The sequence below is a fragment of the Pantoea sp. Pa-EAmG genome (genome assembly GCF_030024295.1).
GTDB classification, from domain to species: Bacteria; Pseudomonadota; Gammaproteobacteria; order Enterobacterales; family Enterobacteriaceae; genus Pantoea; species Pantoea dispersa.
Map to the genome: position 1 here is coordinate 1 of NZ_JASEWO010000002.1, position 19,081 is coordinate 19,081.

The 19,081-nt window shown below is 57.1% G+C and carries 17 protein-coding genes; 4 read left to right on the forward strand and 13 right to left on the reverse strand.

Annotation, left to right across the window (positions count from 1 at the left end):
• Nucleotides 1–629: 629 nt before the first annotated feature.
• Complete coding sequence (locus QMM04_RS00395; RefSeq protein WP_058757553.1) at nucleotides 630–1,583, reverse strand: DMT family transporter; 954 nt, start codon at nucleotides 1,581–1,583, stop codon at nucleotides 630–632.
• A 72-nt stretch (nucleotides 1,584–1,655) separates the two neighbouring features.
• Nucleotides 1,656–2,486 carry an AraC family transcriptional regulator gene (locus QMM04_RS00400; protein ID WP_058757554.1) on the reverse strand — a complete coding sequence of 277 codons (831 nt, stop codon included), beginning with the start codon at nucleotides 2,484–2,486 and terminating at the stop codon, nucleotides 1,656–1,658.
• Between the two features lie 126 nt (nucleotides 2,487–2,612).
• On the opposite strand from QMM04_RS00400, the gene QMM04_RS00405 reads away from it, so the two are divergent.
• Entirely contained in the window at nucleotides 2,613–3,140 is a 528-nt protein-coding gene (locus tag QMM04_RS00405; protein WP_278708987.1) for an isochorismatase family protein, read from the forward strand.
• Between the two features lie 106 nt (nucleotides 3,141–3,246).
• On the opposite strand, the gene ssb1 is transcribed toward QMM04_RS00405, so the two are convergent.
• Complete coding sequence (ssb1, locus tag QMM04_RS00410) at nucleotides 3,247–3,789, reverse strand: single-stranded DNA-binding protein SSB1 (RefSeq protein WP_021507842.1); 543 nt, start codon at nucleotides 3,787–3,789, stop codon at nucleotides 3,247–3,249.
• A gap of 222 nt (nucleotides 3,790–4,011) precedes the next feature.
• Here ssb1 and uvrA point away from each other — a divergent pair, with 222 nt between their 5' ends.
• Both uvrA and QMM04_RS00420 read left to right on the forward strand, forming a co-directional pair.
• Nucleotides 4,012–6,840: an excinuclease ABC subunit UvrA gene (gene uvrA / locus QMM04_RS00415; RefSeq protein WP_021507843.1), complete on the forward strand. Its 2,829-nt coding sequence runs from the start codon at nucleotides 4,012–4,014 to the stop codon at nucleotides 6,838–6,840.
• A 273-nt stretch (nucleotides 6,841–7,113) separates the two neighbouring features.
• On the forward strand, nucleotides 7,114–8,178 hold the full coding sequence (locus tag QMM04_RS00420; RefSeq protein WP_104187843.1) for an NAD(P)-dependent alcohol dehydrogenase: 1,065 nt from the start codon (nucleotides 7,114–7,116) through the stop codon (nucleotides 8,176–8,178).
• Here QMM04_RS00420 and QMM04_RS00425 read toward each other — a convergent pair whose 3' ends face one another.
• The 7 genes from QMM04_RS00425 to dnaB all read right to left on the reverse strand — a co-directional run bounded on the left by QMM04_RS00425 (nucleotide 8,179) and on the right by dnaB (nucleotide 14,975).
• Nucleotides 8,179–8,535 carry an MmcQ/YjbR family DNA-binding protein gene (locus tag QMM04_RS00425; RefSeq protein WP_021507845.1) on the reverse strand — a complete coding sequence of 119 codons (357 nt, stop codon included), beginning with the start codon at nucleotides 8,533–8,535 and terminating at the stop codon, nucleotides 8,179–8,181.
• Nucleotides 8,536–8,539: 4 nt separating this feature from the next.
• Nucleotides 8,540–8,956 (reverse strand): secondary thiamine-phosphate synthase enzyme YjbQ, encoded by a 417-nt coding sequence (locus tag QMM04_RS00430; protein WP_021507846.1) that lies wholly within the window; start codon nucleotides 8,954–8,956, stop codon nucleotides 8,540–8,542.
• Nucleotides 8,957–9,062: 106 nt separating this feature from the next.
• Nucleotides 9,063–10,592 carry a catalase gene (locus QMM04_RS00435; RefSeq protein ID WP_282995451.1) on the reverse strand — a complete coding sequence of 510 codons (1,530 nt, stop codon included), beginning with the start codon at nucleotides 10,590–10,592 and terminating at the stop codon, nucleotides 9,063–9,065.
• A 274-nt stretch (nucleotides 10,593–10,866) separates the two neighbouring features.
• The gene (locus QMM04_RS00440; RefSeq protein WP_031279758.1) at nucleotides 10,867–12,060 is read right to left on the reverse strand and encodes an amino acid aminotransferase; all 1,194 of its coding nucleotides are present in this window, start codon (nucleotides 12,058–12,060) and stop codon (nucleotides 10,867–10,869) included.
• 45 nt (nucleotides 12,061–12,105) lie between these two features.
• Nucleotides 12,106–12,720: a YitT family protein gene (locus QMM04_RS00445; protein WP_021507849.1), complete on the reverse strand. Its 615-nt coding sequence runs from the start codon at nucleotides 12,718–12,720 to the stop codon at nucleotides 12,106–12,108.
• 228 nt (nucleotides 12,721–12,948) lie between these two features.
• Nucleotides 12,949–13,440: an Lrp/AsnC family transcriptional regulator gene (locus QMM04_RS00450; protein ID WP_058757562.1), complete on the reverse strand. Its 492-nt coding sequence runs from the start codon at nucleotides 13,438–13,440 to the stop codon at nucleotides 12,949–12,951.
• A gap of 128 nt (nucleotides 13,441–13,568) precedes the next feature.
• Nucleotides 13,569–14,975 (reverse strand): replicative DNA helicase, encoded by a 1,407-nt coding sequence (gene dnaB / locus QMM04_RS00455; protein ID WP_282995452.1) that lies wholly within the window; start codon nucleotides 14,973–14,975, stop codon nucleotides 13,569–13,571.
• 73 nt (nucleotides 14,976–15,048) lie between these two features.
• Between dnaB and QMM04_RS00460 the strand changes: the two genes are divergently transcribed.
• Nucleotides 15,049–16,032: a quinone oxidoreductase gene (locus tag QMM04_RS00460; protein ID WP_058774935.1), complete on the forward strand. Its 984-nt coding sequence runs from the start codon at nucleotides 15,049–15,051 to the stop codon at nucleotides 16,030–16,032.
• Between the two features lie 191 nt (nucleotides 16,033–16,223).
• Here the strand turns inward: QMM04_RS00460 and pspG are convergent, their stop codons facing one another.
• The 3 genes from pspG to traF all read right to left on the reverse strand — a co-directional run bounded on the left by pspG (nucleotide 16,224) and on the right by traF (nucleotide 19,033).
• The gene (pspG, locus tag QMM04_RS00465; protein WP_058770016.1) at nucleotides 16,224–16,490 is read right to left on the reverse strand and encodes an envelope stress response protein PspG; all 267 of its coding nucleotides are present in this window, start codon (nucleotides 16,488–16,490) and stop codon (nucleotides 16,224–16,226) included.
• 209 nt (nucleotides 16,491–16,699) lie between these two features.
• Entirely contained in the window at nucleotides 16,700–17,695 is a 996-nt protein-coding gene (gene dusA / locus QMM04_RS00470; protein ID WP_104187837.1) for a tRNA dihydrouridine(20/20a) synthase DusA, read from the reverse strand.
• A 90-nt stretch (nucleotides 17,696–17,785) separates the two neighbouring features.
• On the reverse strand, nucleotides 17,786–19,033 hold the full coding sequence (gene traF / locus QMM04_RS00475) for a conjugal transfer protein TraF (protein ID WP_211724894.1): 1,248 nt from the start codon (nucleotides 19,031–19,033) through the stop codon (nucleotides 17,786–17,788).
• Nucleotides 19,034–19,081 lie beyond the last annotated feature (48 nt).

The following is a 19,081-nucleotide window of genomic DNA, read 5'->3' on the forward strand; positions in this document are numbered from 1 at the left end:
TCTGTTAAGCGTTAATGAACAACACGGTGTAACCGCTCACACATTTGCTCAGTTTTAAACTGGATCTGGCCGCTGCGTTTATGATCGCTTTGGCGATCAGCGCTAGTCGGCTAACTCATAAACCACACCAGGAATACTCCGGTTCAAAAACGTTATGATGTTTAAACTATAAAGTCGAAAAACGGTTATCCACGGTAAATACTGCGCTTAAATCCATAGTCATCTTTAATCTTTTTTTCTGGCAGCTGTTTGGAATCATTCTTAACAATGCCGGTAACGCTTAAGGCTAAGGTGGCTTCTCACGCTGGAATTTCAGTGCCGCAGTCGGGTAAAAATCCGACTGGCGAAGAGTTTTTTACGCGCTAAACCGGCGAATTGTTGCCCGATATGCGCTTTTTTTATCCCACCGGAATGCTAAAAGGCAGCTAAAGTCGACCTTTTACCGTGCTGACGGCAGGAAGTTTTATAGCGGAAGAGAATGAAAACCGGGCGGCTGTAGCGCTCGTCGGTTATATAGCGTGCGCGTGGCGGCCAGTATCAGGTCACTGAGGCGAGATTATCGGCTGGTCAAATTCCTAAAATATCAGGGGAAAGCGCTGCTGAGTGGATCACTCAGCAGCGAGGCAGGGTTAAGGAAGTGCGGTCAAGCGCTGCGGTTTAATGCGCATGGCATAGATCACGCCAACAATCAGACAGCCGATACCGATGCTGGTGAGCAACGGTGGCCAGCTCTGGCGGTAAATAAAGGTCCACAGCAGGCCAGAGAGCGTTTCGAATACGATGAGCGGCCCCATCACCACCGTTGGCAAACGCTGACTGGCGGCATTCCAGCACAGCGCCGCCAGCCATGAGCAGAACAAACCAATCGCCAGCATCAGCCAGATAAAGCGCGCCGGCTGCGGGCCGAACGGCAAAGCGAAATCGGGCTGCTGCCAGTGAATCTGCAGGCTCACCAGCCCATAAAACACCAGCGCCAGCGGCAATGTCACCAGCCCCTGCGCGGTGGCCCAGCTCGACGGTTTGTGCTGAGGATGCTCGCGTAGCCAGCGCGCATTGCGCAGCGGATACCAGGTCCAGCACACCACTGCCAGCACCGCCAGCAGCAGGCCACTCAGGTAGCCCCAGAGATCAAATGCCGGCCCCTGCCCGTGCAGTTCCGCCGCGTTGACGCAGCCCAGCCCGGCAGCAATGATGATCAGCGCGGGCATCAGCCGGCGCCATGGCAGGCGCCCTTCGAGATGGCCGTAACAGAGGTTAGCGGTGACGGTGATCACCACCGGCAGCGTGCCGATGATCATGGTGGAGACCGGTGCGCCGGTGCGCTGAATCGCGCTGGCGAGGCAGGCGTAATAGAGCAGATTGCCCACCAGCGACAGCTTCACCGCCTCCGTCCAGTCCGGGCGCGTCAGCTGTTTTAGCCGGCGCCGGCTGAGCCACGCCAGCGGCAGCACCACCAGACCAAAGGCAACATAGCGACCCGCCGATTGCAACGTGCCCGGATAATCGGGTATCAGCAGCGGCCCGACAAAAATCATGCCCCACATCAGCCCCGCCGCGAGGGCAAACACTATTCCTGCAAACATACACCTTTCCTTTATCTTTAATCCGCCACAGTGTGGCGCAGGAAAAGGTGAAAGGCTTGTAGCAGATTGCGGTTAACGTCCGCTGAACACCTGCTTTTGATAGCGTCCCGGCGTAATGCCGTAGCGATGGGCAAACGCCCGCGTCAGATGCGCCTGGTCGGTGAGGCCAACCGCCGCCGCCACGCTGGCGGCGCTCTCGCCCTGCGCCAGCCGCTGCTTGGCCTCGAACAGGCGGAAGGCCATCAGCATTTGATGGGGAGTGACGTGAAAGTGTTGTTTGAAACTGCGCAGAAAATGCCACGGCGACAGCGATACCAGCGCCGCCAGCTCTTCCAGCCGCACCGGCTCTGCCAGGTTATCGCGCAGCCAGGCTTTTACCACATCAAAGCGGTGGGCGCCTTCGCGCGGCCGCGCGACGCCCTGCTGCGCCAGCGGACGCAGCCACTCCAGCAGATCCAGCAGCGCGCCCTGCCGCTCCAGCGCGCTTTGCGCCTGCCACATCTGTGCCAGCGCGTGAGAGAAAGGTTGCGCCAGGCGCGCATCGGTGCGCAGCGCATCGCTGAACCACCAGTTGCGATCGCCGGTCAGCCGATCCATCTCCGCCGGATCGATATAGATCATGCGATAACGCCAGCCTTCGGCGCAGGCCGATTCACCGGTGTGCAGTTCATCGGGATTCATCATCACCAGCGAATGCACCGGCGCGACATAATTGGTGCCGCGGTAGCGAAAGCGCTGCGCGCCGGATTCGATAGTGCCAATCCCGAAGGCTTCGTGGGTATGGGGCTCAAAAGCGTAGCGGGAGATGTGCGCCTGATAAAGCTCAATGCCCGGCAGCTCAGCAAAGTGCTGAAACTGCGCACGATCCTGCTCACAGGGAAAGACTTCAGGAACCACCGTCACCACACACCTCCACACGCAATCAGGCAGTAAGCATGCGCGGCGCGCACGAAAAAAGCAAAGCCCAATCGCTTTACGCGCGTGCCACTTCAGCGCGACACTGGTGCCTGACTTATAAAGGAGGCGACAATGGCACAACGGGTGGTAATGGTAGTGGATATGCAAAATGGCGTGCTGGCAACGCCGCGTTACGACCGCGACGGGCGCTGCGGCCGCATTAATCAGCTGATGGCCGCCGCCGATCAGGTGATTTTTATTCAGCATGCCGGGCCGGATTTAGCCGTCGACTCCGCAGACTGGCAGATTGTCGCCGAACTGGAACAGCCGGCCGACGCGCTTTATGTGACCAAAACCGCCTGCGACAGCTTCTGGCAGACCGGGCTTGCGGCGCTGCTTGAACAGTATCAGATCGACAGCTTTGTTATTTGCGGCTGCGCCACCGATTATTGTGTCGATACCACCATCAAAGTCGGGGCCAGCCTTGGCTATCACATCACCGTGGCGGCCGACGCCCACACCACCGCCGATCGCACTTATGTGTCAGCGCAGCAGCTCATTAATCAGCACAACGAGGTGTGGGCGGATTTGATCATGCCGGGCAATCCGGTGCGGGTTAAAACCACGGAAGAATTACTGCGGGAGTGGCGCGCGCATTAACGTCGTTGTATGAACGTGCGGAGAGAAAAGTTTTGTTGGACAAGAGCTTTTGAAATGGAGCCCTCGCAGAAGCGAGGGCTGGATAACGCGTTGATCGGTACGCCAATCAGAACGGGATATCGTCGTCGAAATCCATTGGTGGTTCGTTGTTCGCCGGTGCGCTCTGCTGCTGTGGACGCTGCTGCGCGCCGCCGCTGAACTGGTTGCCCCCACCCTGCGGCTGCTGCGGCTGGCCCCAGCCGTTATTGTTGCCGCCGCCCTGGCCGCCCATGGGTGCGCCACCGCCATTGCCGCCCTGCTGACGACCACCCAGCATCTGCATGGTGCCGCCCACGTTCACCACCACTTCGGTGGTGTATTTGTCCTGGCCGCTCTGGTCCTGCCATTTACGGGTGCGCAGCTGGCCTTCAATGTAGACCTGCGAACCTTTACGCAGATATTCGCCGGCGACTTCGGCCAGCTTGCCGAACAGCACGACGCGGTGCCATTCGGTGATCTCTTTGTTTTCACCGGTTTGCTTGTCGCGCCAGCTCTCTGACGTGGCCAGCGTAATGTTGGCTACCGCGCCACCATTCGGCATGTAGCGCACTTCCGGATCCTGACCCAGATTCCCGACAAGAATCACTTTGTTTACGCCACGACTGGCCATGTTGCTGTCTCCCGATGAGTTGATGCTAAAAGTCTAAGCCAAAAATTGTATCACGTCACAATGACGGTGCCCACTTCAGAGCAGGCTCCCAATTTTTCTTCGGCACACAGAATAGCAAAAACACTGGATATTTATTCAGTTTATTTTTTGTGCCATAATGATGCGTTTCTGCTGGTCGTGCTGGCAAGGCATGGCGAGCGTTGCCTAATCCGGGAAAGGTGAATGGATAAGATTGAAGTCCGCGGTGCTCGCACCCATAATTTGAAGAATATCAACCTGATCATCCCACGCGACAAGCTCATTGTAGTGACCGGTCTGTCGGGTTCCGGTAAGTCTTCGCTGGCGTTTGATACGCTGTATGCCGAAGGCCAGCGCCGCTATGTTGAATCGCTTTCTGCCTATGCGCGCCAGTTTCTTTCCTTAATGGAGAAACCGGACGTAGACCACATTGAGGGGCTGTCGCCTGCCATTTCCATTGAGCAGAAATCGACGTCGCACAACCCGCGCTCGACCGTCGGCACCATCACTGAAATTCATGACTATCTGCGTCTGCTGTTTGCCCGCGTGGGTGAGCCGCGCTGTCCGGATCATAACGTCACGCTGGCGGCACAAACTGTCAGTCAGATGGTCGATCAGGTCCTGGCGCAGGAAGAGGGGCGGCGCCTGATGCTGCTGGCGCCGGTGGTAAAAGATCGCAAAGGCGAGCACACCAAAACGCTGGAAAATCTGGCGGCGCAGGGCTACATCCGCGCACGTATCGATGGCGAAGTGTGCGATTTGTCGGATCCACCCAAGCTGGAGCTGCAGAAGAAACACACCATTGAGGTGGTGATCGATCGTTTCCGCGTGCGTGACGATCTGGCGACCCGTCTGGCCGAATCCTTTGAAACGACGCTGGAACTGAGTGGCGGCACGGCGATCGTCGCGGATATGGACGATCCCGATACCGAAGAGATGCTGTTCTCGGCCAATTTTGCCTGCCCGGTGTGCGGTTACAGCATGCGTGAGCTGGAGCCGCGCCTGTTCTCGTTCAATAACCCGGCCGGTGCCTGCCCGACCTGTGACGGCCTCGGCGTTCAGCAATATTTCGATCCCGATCGCGTGGTACAAAATCCGGAGCTGTCGCTGGCCGGTGGCGCCATTCGCGGCTGGGATCGCCGTAACTTCTACTATTTCCAGATGCTGCGCTCGCTGGCGGAACATCTGGATTTCGATGTTGAAGCGCCGTTCAATAGCCTGAGCGACAAAGCGCGCGAAGTGATTCTGTACGGCTCCGGCAAAGAGAACATTGAGTTCAAATATATCAACGATCGCGGCGATACCTCGGTGCGTCGTCATCCGTTCGAAGGCGTGCTGCATAACATGGAGCGCCGCTACAAAGAGACGGAATCCAACGCGGTGCGCGAAGAGCTGGCGAAGTTTATCAGCAACCGCGCCTGCGCCAGCTGCGAAGGGACGCGCCTGCGTCGTGAAGCGCGCCATGTGTTCGTGGAAGATACCAACCTGCCGACCATCTCGGATATGAGCATCGGCCACGCCATGGACTTCTTCCGCAATCTGAAGCTGAGCGGCCAGCGCGCCAAAATCGCCGAGAAAGTGCTGAAGGAAATTGGCGACCGTCTGAGCTTCCTGGTCAACGTCGGCCTGAATTATCTGTCGATGTCGCGTTCAGCGGAAACGCTGTCCGGCGGTGAAGCACAGCGTATTCGTCTGGCGAGCCAGATTGGTGCCGGTCTGGTTGGCGTCATGTACGTACTGGATGAACCGTCCATCGGTCTGCATCAGCGCGACAACGAGCGCCTGCTGTCGACGCTGATTCACCTGCGCGATCTCGGTAATACCGTGATCGTGGTTGAGCATGATGAAGACGCGATTCGCGCCGCTGACCATATTATTGATATCGGTCCGGGCGCTGGCGTGCACGGCGGCCAGGTGGTAGCCGAGGGCGATGTGCATGCCATCATGGCGCACGAAGATTCTCTCACCGGTCAGTTCCTCAGCGGCAAGCGTGAAATCGCGGTGCCGGCAGAGCGGGTGAAAGGCGATCCGTCCAAAGTACTGAAACTGAGCGGCGCGCGCGGTAATAACCTGAAGGATGTCACGCTGACGGTTCCGGTTGGGCTGTTTACCTGTATCACCGGCGTGTCCGGTTCCGGCAAATCAACGCTGATTAACGATACGCTGTTCCCGATTGCGCAGCGCCAGCTGAATGGTGCTACCAGCGGTGAAGCTGCGCCGTATCGCGAGATCGCCGGGCTGGAGCACTTCGATAAAGTGATCGACATCGATCAGAGCCCGATCGGCCGGACGCCGCGCTCAAACCCGGCCACCTACACCGGGATTTTTACCCCGGTGCGTGAACTGTTTGCCGGCGTGCCGGAAGCGCGTTCGCGCGGCTACAATCCGGGCCGCTTCAGCTTTAACGTGCGCGGCGGCCGCTGTGAAGCCTGTCAGGGCGACGGCGTAATCAAGGTCGAAATGCACTTCCTGCCGGACATTTATGTACCGTGCGATCAGTGCAAAGGCAAACGCTATAACCGCGAAACGCTGGAGATTAAATACAAAGGCAAGAGCATTCACGAAGTGCTGGAGATGACCATCGAAGAGGCGCGTGAGTTCTTTGATGCGGTACCTGCACTGGCGCGTAAGCTGCAGACGCTGATTGATGTCGGCCTGTCGTATATTCGTCTTGGCCAGTCGGCAACCACGCTGTCCGGCGGTGAAGCGCAGCGCGTTAAGCTGGCGCGTGAGCTGTCGAAGCGCGGTACCGGTCAGACGCTGTACATTCTCGATGAACCGACCACCGGCCTGCATTTTGCCGACATCCAGCAGCTGCTGGAAGTACTGCATCAGCTGCGCGATCAGGGCAATACCATCGTGGTGATTGAGCACAACCTTGACGTGATCAAAACCGCTGACTGGATTGTCGATCTCGGTCCGGAAGGCGGCAGCGGCGGCGGTGAAATTCTGGTGGCCGGCACGCCGGAAACCGTTGCACAGTGCGAAAAATCGCATACTGCACGCTTCCTCAAGCCGATGCTGAAAAAGTAGGTTTAACGCGCCGCACCCGCTGTTGCGGCGCGTTTTTTCTGATCTCGCCACGGCTCACCGCTCCGGTTGCTTACCAGCCGGTGCTATTGTCTGAATGCCTTAGCAAATGCAGAAACAGGCAAGAAACAGACAACTTCAGGCATATACGCATCGCGTCCCGCTGACTATTCTTACTGCGTTCCTTTTTGGCGCCGCTGACGCGCCTCTGTCCTGCAGTGTCATCACTGAACGGACCCCTCGCAAATACTCACGACACATCTGACTGGAGACACCATGAATATTACGCATGCCTATGCCGCACAGGACGCGAAAGCCAAACTCGCCCCGTTCGATTATAAGCCGCGCGAACTGCGCGCTCATGATGTGCAGATTGAAGTGTTGTACTGTGGCGTCTGCCACTCGGACCTGCACCAGGCGCGCAACGAATGGCGCAACACCGTATTCCCGGTGGTGCCAGGCCATGAAATCGTGGGTCGCGTCACCGCCGTTGGCGCGCACACGCACAAATATAAAGTGGGCGATTTAGTCGGCGTCGGCTGTATGGTCGACTCCTGCCGCAGCTGCCCAAGCTGTCAGGAAGGACTCGAGCAGTACTGTGAAAACGGCTTTGTTGGCACTTACAACGGCCAGGATCGTGAAACCGGCGCCATCACCTACGGCGGCTACTCCACCAGCATGGTGGTTGATGAAAGCTTTGTGCTGCGCGTACCGGAAAACCTCGATCTGGCGGGCGTTGCGCCTCTGCTGTGCGCCGGTATCACCACCTATTCCCCGCTGCGTCACTGGAATGTCGGTCCCGGCAAAAAAGTTGGTATCGTTGGTCTGGGCGGCCTCGGCCATATGGGCGTGAAGATCGCGCATGCGATGGGCGCGCACGTGGTGCTGTTCACTACCTCACCGTCAAAAATTGAAGATGGCAAACGCCTCGGCGCTGACGAAGTGGTGATTTCGAAAGATGCTGACCAGATGGCGCAGCACGCCAACAGCTTCGACTTCATCTTAAATACCGTCGCCGCGCAGCACGATCTCAACCCGTTTATCGCCCTGCTGAAGCGCGACGGCAACATGACGCTGGTTGGCGCGCCGGAGCACGATCACCCGGCACCGCAGGTGTTTAACCTGATCCTCAAGCGTCGCAGCATTGCCGGTTCACTGATTGGCGGTATCGCCGAAACCCAGGAAATGCTGGATTTCTGCGGCAAGCACGGTATCACTTCGGATATCGAGCTGATCGCTATGAACCAGATCAACGACGCCTACGAGCGCATGCTGAAAAGCGACGTGAAGTATCGCTTCGTGATTGATATCAACACCCTGCGTGAAGAGTCTGCGGCTTAATCAGCGCGTCTCATCATCATGGCTGACGCCCGCCGCGCGCGTGGCGTCAGCCTGTTGCCACGATGCATCAACCAGATAGTAAATCTGCGAATCCTTCAGCGATCCATCCAGCCACAGCGTGCTCCAGTGCGACTTATTGAGATGTTCACTGGGAAACACATCGTGGTGTTCATCGCGCAATAATTCCGCCAGCGCGGGCGAGGTTTTCAGCGACAACGCCGGTCGCCCTTCAACGTCATGCACCATGGCAAACAGCACGCCATCGCTTTTCACCTGGGTTGCGTCCCACTCATCTTTATAACTTTGTGAAGCGCCCGGTTTGCTCATGCAGTAGGTCAGTAAATCCGACGTGTTCATGTTTTTATTCCCCTTGTAAGGTGGCGACGATGCGCCGCGCGCCGCCGTGTACCCGATGTTCGCCCAGCCAGATCCCCTGCCAGGTGCCGAGCAGCAGTTTGCCGCGGCTGACCGGGATCAGCAGCGATACGCCAAGCAGTGACGATTTAATGTGCGCCGGCATGTCGTCAGCGCCTTCATAGTCGTGCTGGTAGGGCGCATCCTCTGGAACATGCCGCAGAAAGTGCTGCTCCATGTCGCTGCGCACCGTAGGATCGCAATTTTCATTGAGCGTCAGCGACGCTGAGGTGTGCTGCAACAGCAGATGCAGCTGGCCGATGCGCAGGTCCGTTAAGCCATTAAGCTGGCCGACAATCTCGTCGGTGATCAGATGAAAGCCGCGCGCCTTCGCGCTCAGCGTGAGAGTTTGTTGCTGCCACATGCCACATTCCTGGGTTAAACCGTTTACTTAAGTGTGCAGCATGTCGGCGAAAGGTAAACCCTTCAGCGGGAAAAAGCGGCAGAGCGCTTGCTCTGCCGCCGGCGCATCAGTCGCTCAGCTTGTCAGCCAGCGCTTTTACCGTGGTGATATCGTCCTGCGTTACCGCCGCCAGACGCGTGCCGTACTCGCTATCGGCCTTATAAAAGAACGAGAGCATCGCCAGCCGGCTTTGCGCGTCGGCGCTTTTCAGCGCGCCACCGAGCGAGGTGATCAGATCGCCCCGCTCCTTCGCGTTAAAGGAACGATACAGCTCCCCTGCCTGGCGGAAATTCTGCGGTTTGGCGATCATCGCCTGCTGCGTACTGCCGCTAAGCGGCGTATGGCTGTAACGCGCGCTTTGCAGCTCTTCACGCGGATAGATGCGGCTGGGCTGATAATTGACGCCCTTGTCATCAGCATTACCGCTGTCCATCATGCCATCCTGATTGCCGTTGCTGACCGGTACGCGCGGCGCATTCACCGGCAGGCTAAGGCCGTTAGTGCCCACGCGGTACAGCTGGGTATCAGCATAGGAGAACAGGCGGCCCTGCAGCAGGCGATCTTCAGACGGCTCAATGCCCGGCACCAGGTTGGACGGGGCCATCGCCACCTGCTCGGTTTGCTGGAAGAAGTTGTCGACGTTGCGATTCAGCACCATCTGCCCGACTTTCACCTCGGGCACGTTCGGCCAGATTTTGGTGGAGTCGAGCGGATTGAAATCGAACTTATCCACTTCGCTGGCTTTAATGGTCTGAATGTAAAGATCCCACTTCGGAAACGCTTTGCGGTTAATCGCCGCCACCAGATCTTCTGTCATGTGGCTGTAGCTGCGCCCCTGGATCGCTGCCGATTCAGCCGGATCGAGGTTGCGTTCGCCCTGTAACGTTTTCCAGTGAAACTTCACGTAGTGCACTTCGCCCTGGCTGTTCACAAACTTGTAGGCGTGCACGCTGTTACCGTCCATTTCGCGATAGGTCGCCGGCGTGCCCATGTTGGAGAACAGCATGGTGAGCGCGTGCGTGGCTTCCGGTACGTGGGAGAAGAAATCGAAGGTGCGCGCATCGTTATCGAGGTTAGTGCGCGGATCCGGTTTAAACGCGTGCACCATATCAGGGAACTTGATCGCATCGCGGATGAAGAACACCGGCAGGTTGTTGCCCACCAGATCCCAGTTGCCCTGGCTGGTATAGAATTTGGTGGCAAAACCACGCGGATCGCGCAGCGTTTCCGGCGAATGCTTGCTGTGCACCACGCTGGAGAAGCGCACGAAGACCGGCGTCACCGTTCCCGGTTTAAACACCTCAGCGATAGTCAGATCGCTGATATCTTTGCTGGCGCGAAATTCACCGTGCGCGCCGGTGCCACGCGCGTGCACCACACGTTCCGGAATACGTTCACGATCAAAGCGCTGCAGCTTTTGAATCAGCTGCACGTCCTGTAACAGCACCGGGCCATTGGCGCCGGCAGTTTGTGAATTCTGGTTATCGCCGACCGGCGCGCCGTTATCACGCGTCAGCTCAACGGCCGCAGCAGGCAGTGCGAGCGCCAGCGTCATGGCAATGCAAAGGGGTTTCAGTGCGGAAGGGAAATAGCTCATGGGCGGTTCCTTATTGTGATTGGCGAGCGCTCTGGCAGTGCGCCAAAGCGCGCCGGCAAAAAATAGCGCCCTCACTAACAGGAACACACAAGACCCGTCCCGATTACCCGGGGTTAAGGTGTTATACCTATGCTAAATGCGGCCGCCAGCCAGCATGGTTGGCAAAGAGAAGCGTGGAAAAGCGGGGTGCGGCGAAGGTACAGCGGGAACAGACAATGCGTGGATGACTGAAACGGGTGCCTGCCAGCCGCGCGGCTGACAGGCATCGCGTCAATTACATTACGGCAGCAAACGCCTCAGCTACCTGATTGACGTTGCGGCTGTTGAGACCGGCGACACACATGCGGCCGCTGGCGATCAGGTACACGCCGAACTCTTCGCGCAGGCGGTCCACCTGCTGCGCGCTCAGGCCGGTATAGCTGAACATGCCGCGCTGCTTCAGCAGATAATCAAAGTTTTTGCCGGGCAGTTTACTGTTCAGCACATTGACCAGCACCTGGCGCATTTCGATGATGCGCAGGCGCATCGCTTCCACCTCCGCCAGCCAGTTGTTGAGCAGCGCTTCGTCGTTCAGCACGCAGGAAACCACCTGAGCACCGAAGTTCGGCGGGCTGGAGTAGTTGCGACGCACGGTCGCTTTCAGCTGACCCAGCACGCGTGCCGACTCTTCTGCGCTGTCGCAGACAATCGACAGGCCGCCCACGCGCTCACCGTACAGCGAGAAGATTTTCGAGAAGGAGTTGCTCACCAGCGCCGGCAGGCCCGCCGCGGCAATCACGCGAATCGCGTAAGCGTCCTCTTCCATGCCGGCACCAAAGCCCTGGTAGGCGATATCGAGGAACGGAATCAGCTCCTGCGCTTTCAGGACCTCAACGGTTTGATCCCACTGCGCGTTGGTCAGATCCGCACCGGTCGGGTTGTGGCAGCACGGATGCAGCAACACGATGGATTGCTTCGGCAGCGTTTTCAGTTTGGCGATGAAGGCATCGAACTTCACGCCGTTGGTGGCGTCGTCGTACCACGGGTAGGTGTTAACGTTAAAACCGGCACCGTTAAAGATCGCCACATGGTTTTCCCATGTCGGATCGCTGACCCATACGCTGGCGTCCGGGAAGTAACGCTTCAGGAAATCTGCGCCCACTTTCAGCGCGCCGGATCCGCCCAGCGTCTGGATGGAAGCAATGCGCCCCGCCTGCAGCATCGGGTGCTCTTTACCAAACAGCAGCGGCGCAATGGCGTTACGGTACGGACCCAATCCTTCCATTGGCAGATAGAGCGAAGCCTGATGTGGCTGCGCCTGCAAACGCTCTTCCGCGGCGGCCACCGCCTGCAGCTGAGGAATGATGCCGGCTTCGTTGTAATAGAGGCCGATGCTCAGATTCACCTTGTGGTCACGCGGGTCCTGTTTGAAGGTTTCCATCAGCGACAGAATCGGATCGCCAGCATAGGCATCAACGTTTTGAAACACGGTGCAGATCTCCATGATTATTCATAAATGTGTGGGTCGACGTCATCAAACAAAATAGCGGCCGGGACGGTGATTCATGGCGATGATGAGGTTGAGCATCACCGCGCCGGCGATGGAGGCCAGCAGCATCGGCAGCGATACCACAAAAAGCGAGGCCAGTACCACACAGGTATCCAGCGCCATTTGCAGTTTGCCGGCGCGCAGACCAGAGCGATCCTGCAGCCAGAGCGCCAGAATATTGATACCACCGAGGCTGGCTTTGTGACGAAACAACACTATAAACCCAATCCCCATCACCACGTTACCGAACAATGTCGCATAAAACGGATTTAACGCAGAAAAATGGATAAACAGCGGGTGCAGATGGGTGAACAGCGATACCAGCCCCACCGCACAGAAGGTTTTCAGGGTAAATTCCCAGCCCATGCGGCGAATGGCCAGCCAGTAAAACGGCAGGTTAATCAGAAAGAAGGCGCTACCGAACGAGAGCGGCGACAGGTAGCTGATGAGAAAAGCCACGCCCGCCGTACCGCCGGTCAGCGCGCCCGCCTGTTTCAGCAAAATGACGCCAAACGACACCATCAGCGTGCCAAGCACGATAGCCAGCGCATCTTCTGTACGGGTGTGGGGAATGCGGGAAGGTTGTACAGCGTTATCCATGGCGCGATCTCTTTGCAAATGATGGCGTTCATTTGCAAAAAACGCACCACATCGGCGGCTTCCTGTCGCCGCCGATGGGTGCCAGCGATTATCCAATTGATAACTAAGGCGCTTTATTGCAGGTTTATGTGCATCAATCTGCTGTAAAATAATCGATTCATGCACAAATTCGGTTTCTGGTGCGCGCTTTGCGCGAAAAACGGCACAAATCTGCACCACACTGGCACATCATGCACTCTTTTGGCGCACTTTGTGCTCGGGGATCATCATCAAGCCGTTCTCTTTTAAACGGTTGAGTACCACCGAGGTTTTCACATGCGCCACGCTTTGATGGCCAGCGACGAGCTGACTGATCAGCGCGCTCAGCGCCGCTAAATCGGCCACCGCGACTTTTAACAGATAGTCGGCGTCACCAGTGGTTTTGAACGCGTCGACAATCGCCGCTTCCTGCTCCACCATGCGGTGAAAACTCTCTTCGTAATCGGGCGTGTGATTTTTTAGTCGCACCTCGATCAAGCCGACCATACCCAGCCCTACCGCGTCCGGCGAGAGCCGCGCGTGATAGCCGAGAATAAGATTTGCCTGTTCGAGATTAATGCGCCGGCGTGAACATTGCGACGCCGAAAGTCCGACTAAATCACTGAGTTCCTGGTTGGTAAGGCGGCCGTTAGATTGTAGTAGTGTCAGTATCTTAAGGTCGTAATCGTCTACCTGAGTCATTCTGTGTCCACAGCGTTATAGGATTCGCTTTGCTACAGATAACCTGATAATTGACGAGGTTGTCCAACACTATTTTCTGATGACGTGAAATGCATGCACAAATCGTGCATGCAACTGTGGAAGCGCGATTATTCGTCGTCGTATTGCGGTCCGGCGTAGTTATCAAAGCGTGACCACTGGCCGTTGAACGTCAGACGTACTGTGCCGATCGGACCGTTACGCTGTTTACCGATGATGATCTCGGCGATGCCTTTCAGATCGCTGTTTTCGTGATATACCTCGTCACGATAGATGAACATGATCAGGTCCGCATCCTGCTCGATCGAGCCCGATTCACGCAGATCCGAGTTAACCGGACGCTTATCGGCGCGCTGCTCCAGCGAGCGGTTAAGCTGCGACAGCGCCACCACCGGTACATTAAGCTCTTTCGCCAGCGCTTTAAGCGAGCGTGAGATCTCGGCGATCTCCAGCGTACGGTTGTCGGAGAGCGCCGGTACGCGCATCAGCTGCAGGTAGTCGATCATGATCATGCTCAGGCCGCCGTTTTCACGGAACACGCGGCGCGCGCGTGAACGCACTTCGGTTGGCGTCAGACCGGACGAGTCATCGATGAACATGTTCTTCTTTTCTAACAGGATGCCCATGGTGGCCGAGATGCGCGCCCAGTCTTCATCCTCCAGCTGACCGGTACGGATACGCGTCTGATCAACGCGCGACAGCGAGGCCAGCATACGCATCATCAGCTGTTCGCTGGGCATCTCGAGACTGAAAATCAGCACCGGTTTGTCTGTCAGCATGGCGGCGTTTTCGCACAGGTTCATGGCGAAAGTGGTTTTACCCATCGACGGACGCGCCGCGACAATGATCAGATCTGAACCCTGCAGACCGGCGGTTTTCTTGTTGAGATCCTGATAGCCGGTATCGACGCCGGTCACGCCATCGTGCGGCGTTGACACCAGCGCTTCAATGCGCGATACCGTCGCTTCGAGAATCTGCTCGATATTTTGCGGGCCTTCATCCTTATTGGCGCGCTGTTCGGCAATTTTAAAGACGTTGGATTCAGCGAAATCCAGCAGCTCTTCGCTGCTGCGGCCCTGCGGATCGTAACCGGCATCAGCGATCTGGTTAGCCACCGAAATCATCTCACGCACTACCGCACGTTCACGCACGATGTCAGCGTAAGCGCCGAGGTTCGCCGCACTTGGGGTATTTTTTGCCAGCTCGGCCAGATAGGCAAAGCCGCCCGCCATTTCCAGCTCACCGCGCGTTTCCAGCGACTCTGACAGGGTAATCAGATCAATGGGCTGACCGGCTTCCAGCAGGCGCTGCATTTCAGAGAAAATCATGCGGTGCGAGCGGTTGAAGAAGTCTTCCGCGACCACGCGCTCGGAGACGTTATCCCAGCGTTCGTTATCCAGCATCAACCCACCGAGCACCGACTGCTCCGCTTCAATAGAGTGCGGCGGCATTTTCACGCCTTCCAGCTGACGATCGCGGGGTTCGTTGGATTTGTTGGTGGGTTTATTTCCTGCCATAGTGAATGCATTACCGATCGTGAAAGGGACGCGCAAGTATACCGTCCCAGGATGAACAATCACAGGAGTCAGAATGGCAAAGCGAATTCAGTTCAACCAGCACGGCGGCCCGGAAGTATTGCAATGGGTCGATTTCACACTAGCCGATCCCGCCGACCATGAAGTTCAGGTGGAGAACAAGGCGATTGGTATTAACTATATCGATACCTACGTGCGCAGCGGATTGTATCCGGTCTCCTCGCTGCCGTCCGGCCTGGGCACTGAAGCGGCAGGCATCGTGAAAAAAGTGGGTAGCGCGGTTTCGCGTTTCAAGCCGGGCGATCGCGTGGTGTATTGCCAGGCCGCGCTGGGTGCCTACAGCGAGCTGCACAATGTGGCGGAAGATCGGCTGGTGATTCTGCCGGACAGCATCAGCTTTGAGCAGGCTGCGGCCTCTTTCCTCAAGGGCCTGACGGTGCAGTATCTGCTGCGTCAGACGTACAAAGTAAAAGCCGATGAAATTTTCCTGTTTCATGCCGCCGCGGGCGGCGTGGGCCTGATTGCCTGCCAGTGGGCGAAAGCGCTGGGCGCGCATTTGATTGGCACCGTCGGTTCTGCGGAGAAAGCGCAGATCGCCAAAGATGCCGGTGCCTGGGCCACCATCAATTATCGCGAAGAGGATATCGCCCAGCGCGTCAGCGAACTGACCAACGGTGAAAAAGTGGCGGTAGTCTACGACTCAGTGGGCAAAGATACCTGGGAACCCTCCCTCGACAGCCTGCGCCGCCACGGCCTGATGGTGAGCTTTGGTAATGCCTCCGGCCCGGTGACCGGCGTTGACCTCGGCATTCTCAACAAGAAAGGCTCGCTGTTTGTCACCCGCCCATCCCTGTTTGGCTATATCACCAACCGTGAAGAGCTCGATCGCGCCAGCGGCGAACTGTTTTCGCTTATCGCCAGCCGCGCTATTCAGCTTAACGTGCCGGAGCAGCAGAAATTTGCCCTGAGCGATGCAGTGCGTGCGCATCAGGTGCTGGAGAGTCGTGCCACTCAGGGTTCCAGCCTGTTGATTCCCTGATAGCAGAAATGATGAAGGGCTTCCCGAAGGAAGCCCTTTTCTTTCTTTTTTATAGTTCGCGCTGGTGTAGGGTCAGCGGCGATGAATTCGTCTGAATTTCTTTACGCATCCTGACAGAAAACATAAGTAAAAAATATGTTTAATTGCGAATTCGTACTAAGCAATCACCAACTCTGTGATCGTAACCGCATTTAGCGCCAGCTTCTCTTCTCTAAGTCGCTGATTTTCCTTTTCAGCCGGTTAAGTTTCACTTCTCCCTGCGGCGTGGTAAATGCGCGATACAGCCACACGGCGACCACCGCCAGCACCAGCCACGGCAACAATTTTATAACAAGCGCAAACAGCCCACCGAGAAACATCACCACCGTGGCCACCAGCAGCGCGGCGATCACGCCCAGCAGCGATACGCCTGTCAGCAGCAGCATCATAAAAAAGCCGATAACGAATAATATTTCCACGAGCGCTCTCCTGTATCAGTAATGCAGAAGGTATTACAAGATACGTGCCAGGTCGTAACGATCGCTAAGCCATTGAATTATCGCTTAGATGCAAGACGGAGGGGACGTTGATTTGGTGAAATTGACTAACTGCTGGTGAATTAAAAACCGCACGATGAAACCGTGCGGTTCAAACCGTCCTGCCAGCCTGACCAGGCCGGCTCGCGGGATCAGGCTTCCTGCACAATGCGGTCGGCCACCAGCGCCAGCGCCGCTTCCAGCACGCGGACGTCGGCGCCCGGTTTGTGGGCATTTTCGCTCAGGTGACGGCGCCACTGGCGCGCGCCGGGAATGCCCTGGAACAGGCCCAGCATGTGGCGCGTAATGTGTCCCAGATAGGTGCCCTGTGCCAGTTCGGCTTCGATGTAAGGGTACATGGAACGCACCACGGCGACCGGATCGGCCACCGGTGTCTCGCGGCCAAACAGCTGGCGATCAACCTGCGCCAGAATGCCGGGATTTTGATAGGCCTCGCGCCCCATCATCACGCCGTCCAGGTGCTGCAGATGCGCTTTGGCCTCTTCAAGCGTCTTAACGCCGCCGTTGATTGCCATGGTCAGCGCCGGGAAATCCCGCTTCAACTGGTAAACACGCGGATAATCGAGCGGTGGAATTTCACGGTTCTCTTTCGGGCTGAGACCCGACAGCCACGCTTTACGCGCATGAATAATGAACGTATCACAACCGCCCTGCTGCGCCACGGTGCCGACAAAATCGCACAGGAAGGCGTAGCTATCCTGGTCGTCAATACCGATGCGGGTTTTCACCGTGACCGGAATGCTGACCACATCGCGCATCGCTTTGATACAGTCCGCGACCAGCGCCGCCTCACCCATCAGGCACGCGCCAAAACGGCCGTTCTGTACCCGATCGGACGGACAACCGACGTTCAGGTTGATCTCATCGTATCCGCGCGCTTCAGCCAGCTTTGCACAGGTTGCCAGCGCGGCCGGATCGCTACCGCCCAGCTGCAGCGCCAGCGGATGCTCCGCCTCGCTATAGGCCAGATAGTCGCCTTTGCCGTGGATGATGGCCCCGGTGGTCACCATTTCGGTGTACAGCAGCGTGTCGCCGCTCAGCTGACGGTGAAAATAGCGACAGTGACGGTCGGTCCAGTCCAGCATTGGGGCGATGGAGAAACGTTGCGAAGAGAATGTATCGGTCATGAAACGCAGTAAATCCGCAGTTAAGTGATGAGAAACTGCGCAATGATATCACAGCTGTGACGGGCGACACAGCCGCCCGTCATCGTGTGGTCAGAAGTTAAACCCGAGCTGCACCATGGCCCCCCAGGTATTGTCTTTGCCGACCGAACCGGCCAGGTCCAGATGCACCGCGTTGTTGAACGGCGACACGCCGAGACCGGCCGTAAACACATCGGTGTCATTCGACTTCATATCCGCGCGATAGCCGGCACGCAGCGCCAGCCAGTCCAGCACGCGATATTCACCACCCACGCCAGCGTACTGACTGCTCTCCTGCGATTTAAAACGTTTGGTTTCGGTCAGATCGACATCGCCGGTCAGAGTAAAGGGTCCGCGATTCCACGCCAGTCCGGTGGTTACCAGTGGGCGAATCTGATACGTATCGCGATAGCCGTTAACCTCTTTGGTGTCGATATCGCGCGAGACCAGGTTCTGCCCGGTCACGCCGAAGGTCCAGTTCTCCGCGAAGTCGGTAGCGATACCGGCATCGACGTTGAAACCGGTATCGGTGCTGCGATAGCGGCTGTCGTTAATATCATTCTTGTCGTAGTTATAAACGCTGGCGGTGTAGTTATACAGCCAGGTTTTCTGCAGCTTCGGCGTGACGCCAACGGAGACCGGGTGACCGGCGATGGTGAACTCATGTGCCATTGCGACACCGTAATCGGTGATCAGCGCAGCCAGGCCGTTGGCGCTGGATCGCAGATTATTTTGGTCGCCCGGCAAAGGAATGCGGCCATTTGCGACCTGATCCAGATAATCAATATCGCCCTGTACTACGTTAGCGCGGATGTGCGCCGTGCCGTAGGCTTTGGTGATGAAGGCGAAAGGAAGGGTCTCGTTGGGAATGCTGACGGCTAACGCCACGCCTGCGGTGCCATTCGCTTTATCACCGCGCAGATCGCGCAGCTGATTGGCCATATCACCTGCCGCGGCTCTGACCTGAGGCGCGCCATTGATGATCTCCGGCAGCGTGATGTTGTTGATCACGTCACGATAGCGGTCCACCGTATCAGTAATTTCGTCTACGCGATCCACTAATTTGTCTTTGTCAGTAATCTGCACCCCGGCTGAAGGAAAAATGATGCTGACGTTATCTTCAGGCTGCGCTTTGGTCATCAATGCCGGGTTAGCCAGCACTGCCGAGCTCCAGGTTGAGGAAGCGACACCGGTTCCCCCCATGGCATCGTTACGCGCATCGTACCAGGTGCCAGCAGCAAATGCTGATGAGGTAACAAATACAGCATTAAAACCAACAACATAAGCAATTTTCTTGCGTCTGAATAATGTCTTCACCATGAGTCTGCCATCACCTTTTAATTGTCGTTGACTGTCTCTACGACGGAA

Bases quoted from the DNA above. Each gene is read 5' to 3' on its own strand.
- QMM04_RS00395 (WP_058757553.1), bottom strand. From the start codon at position 1,583: ATGTTTGCAGGAATAGTGTTTGCCCTCGCGGCGGGGCTGATGTGGGGC.
- QMM04_RS00405 (WP_278708987.1), top strand. From the start codon at position 2,613: ATGGCACAACGGGTGGTAATGGTAGTGGATATGCAAAATGGCGTGCTG.
- ssb1 (WP_021507842.1), bottom strand. From the start codon at position 3,789: ATGGCCAGTCGTGGCGTAAACAAAGTGATTCTTGTCGGGAATCTGGGT.
- uvrA (WP_021507843.1), top strand. From the start codon at position 4,012: ATGGATAAGATTGAAGTCCGCGGTGCTCGCACCCATAATTTGAAGAAT.
- QMM04_RS00420 (WP_104187843.1), top strand. From the start codon at position 7,114: ATGAATATTACGCATGCCTATGCCGCACAGGACGCGAAAGCCAAACTC.
- QMM04_RS00425 (WP_021507845.1), bottom strand. From the start codon at position 8,535: ATGAACACGTCGGATTTACTGACCTACTGCATGAGCAAACCGGGCGCT.
- QMM04_RS00430 (WP_021507846.1), bottom strand. From the start codon at position 8,956: ATGTGGCAGCAACAAACTCTCACGCTGAGCGCGAAGGCGCGCGGCTTT.
- QMM04_RS00435 (WP_282995451.1), bottom strand. From the start codon at position 10,592: ATGAGCTATTTCCCTTCCGCACTGAAACCCCTTTGCATTGCCATGACG.
- QMM04_RS00445 (WP_021507849.1), bottom strand. From the start codon at position 12,720: ATGGATAACGCTGTACAACCTTCCCGCATTCCCCACACCCGTACAGAA.
- QMM04_RS00450 (WP_058757562.1), bottom strand. From the start codon at position 13,440: ATGACTCAGGTAGACGATTACGACCTTAAGATACTGACACTACTACAA.
- dnaB (WP_282995452.1), bottom strand. From the start codon at position 14,975: ATGGCAGGAAATAAACCCACCAACAAATCCAACGAACCCCGCGATCGT.
- QMM04_RS00460 (WP_058774935.1), top strand. From the start codon at position 15,049: ATGGCAAAGCGAATTCAGTTCAACCAGCACGGCGGCCCGGAAGTATTG.
- dusA (WP_104187837.1), bottom strand. From the start codon at position 17,695: ATGACCGATACATTCTCTTCGCAACGTTTCTCCATCGCCCCAATGCTG.
- traF (WP_211724894.1), bottom strand. From the start codon at position 19,033: ATGGTGAAGACATTATTCAGACGCAAGAAAATTGCTTATGTTGTTGGT.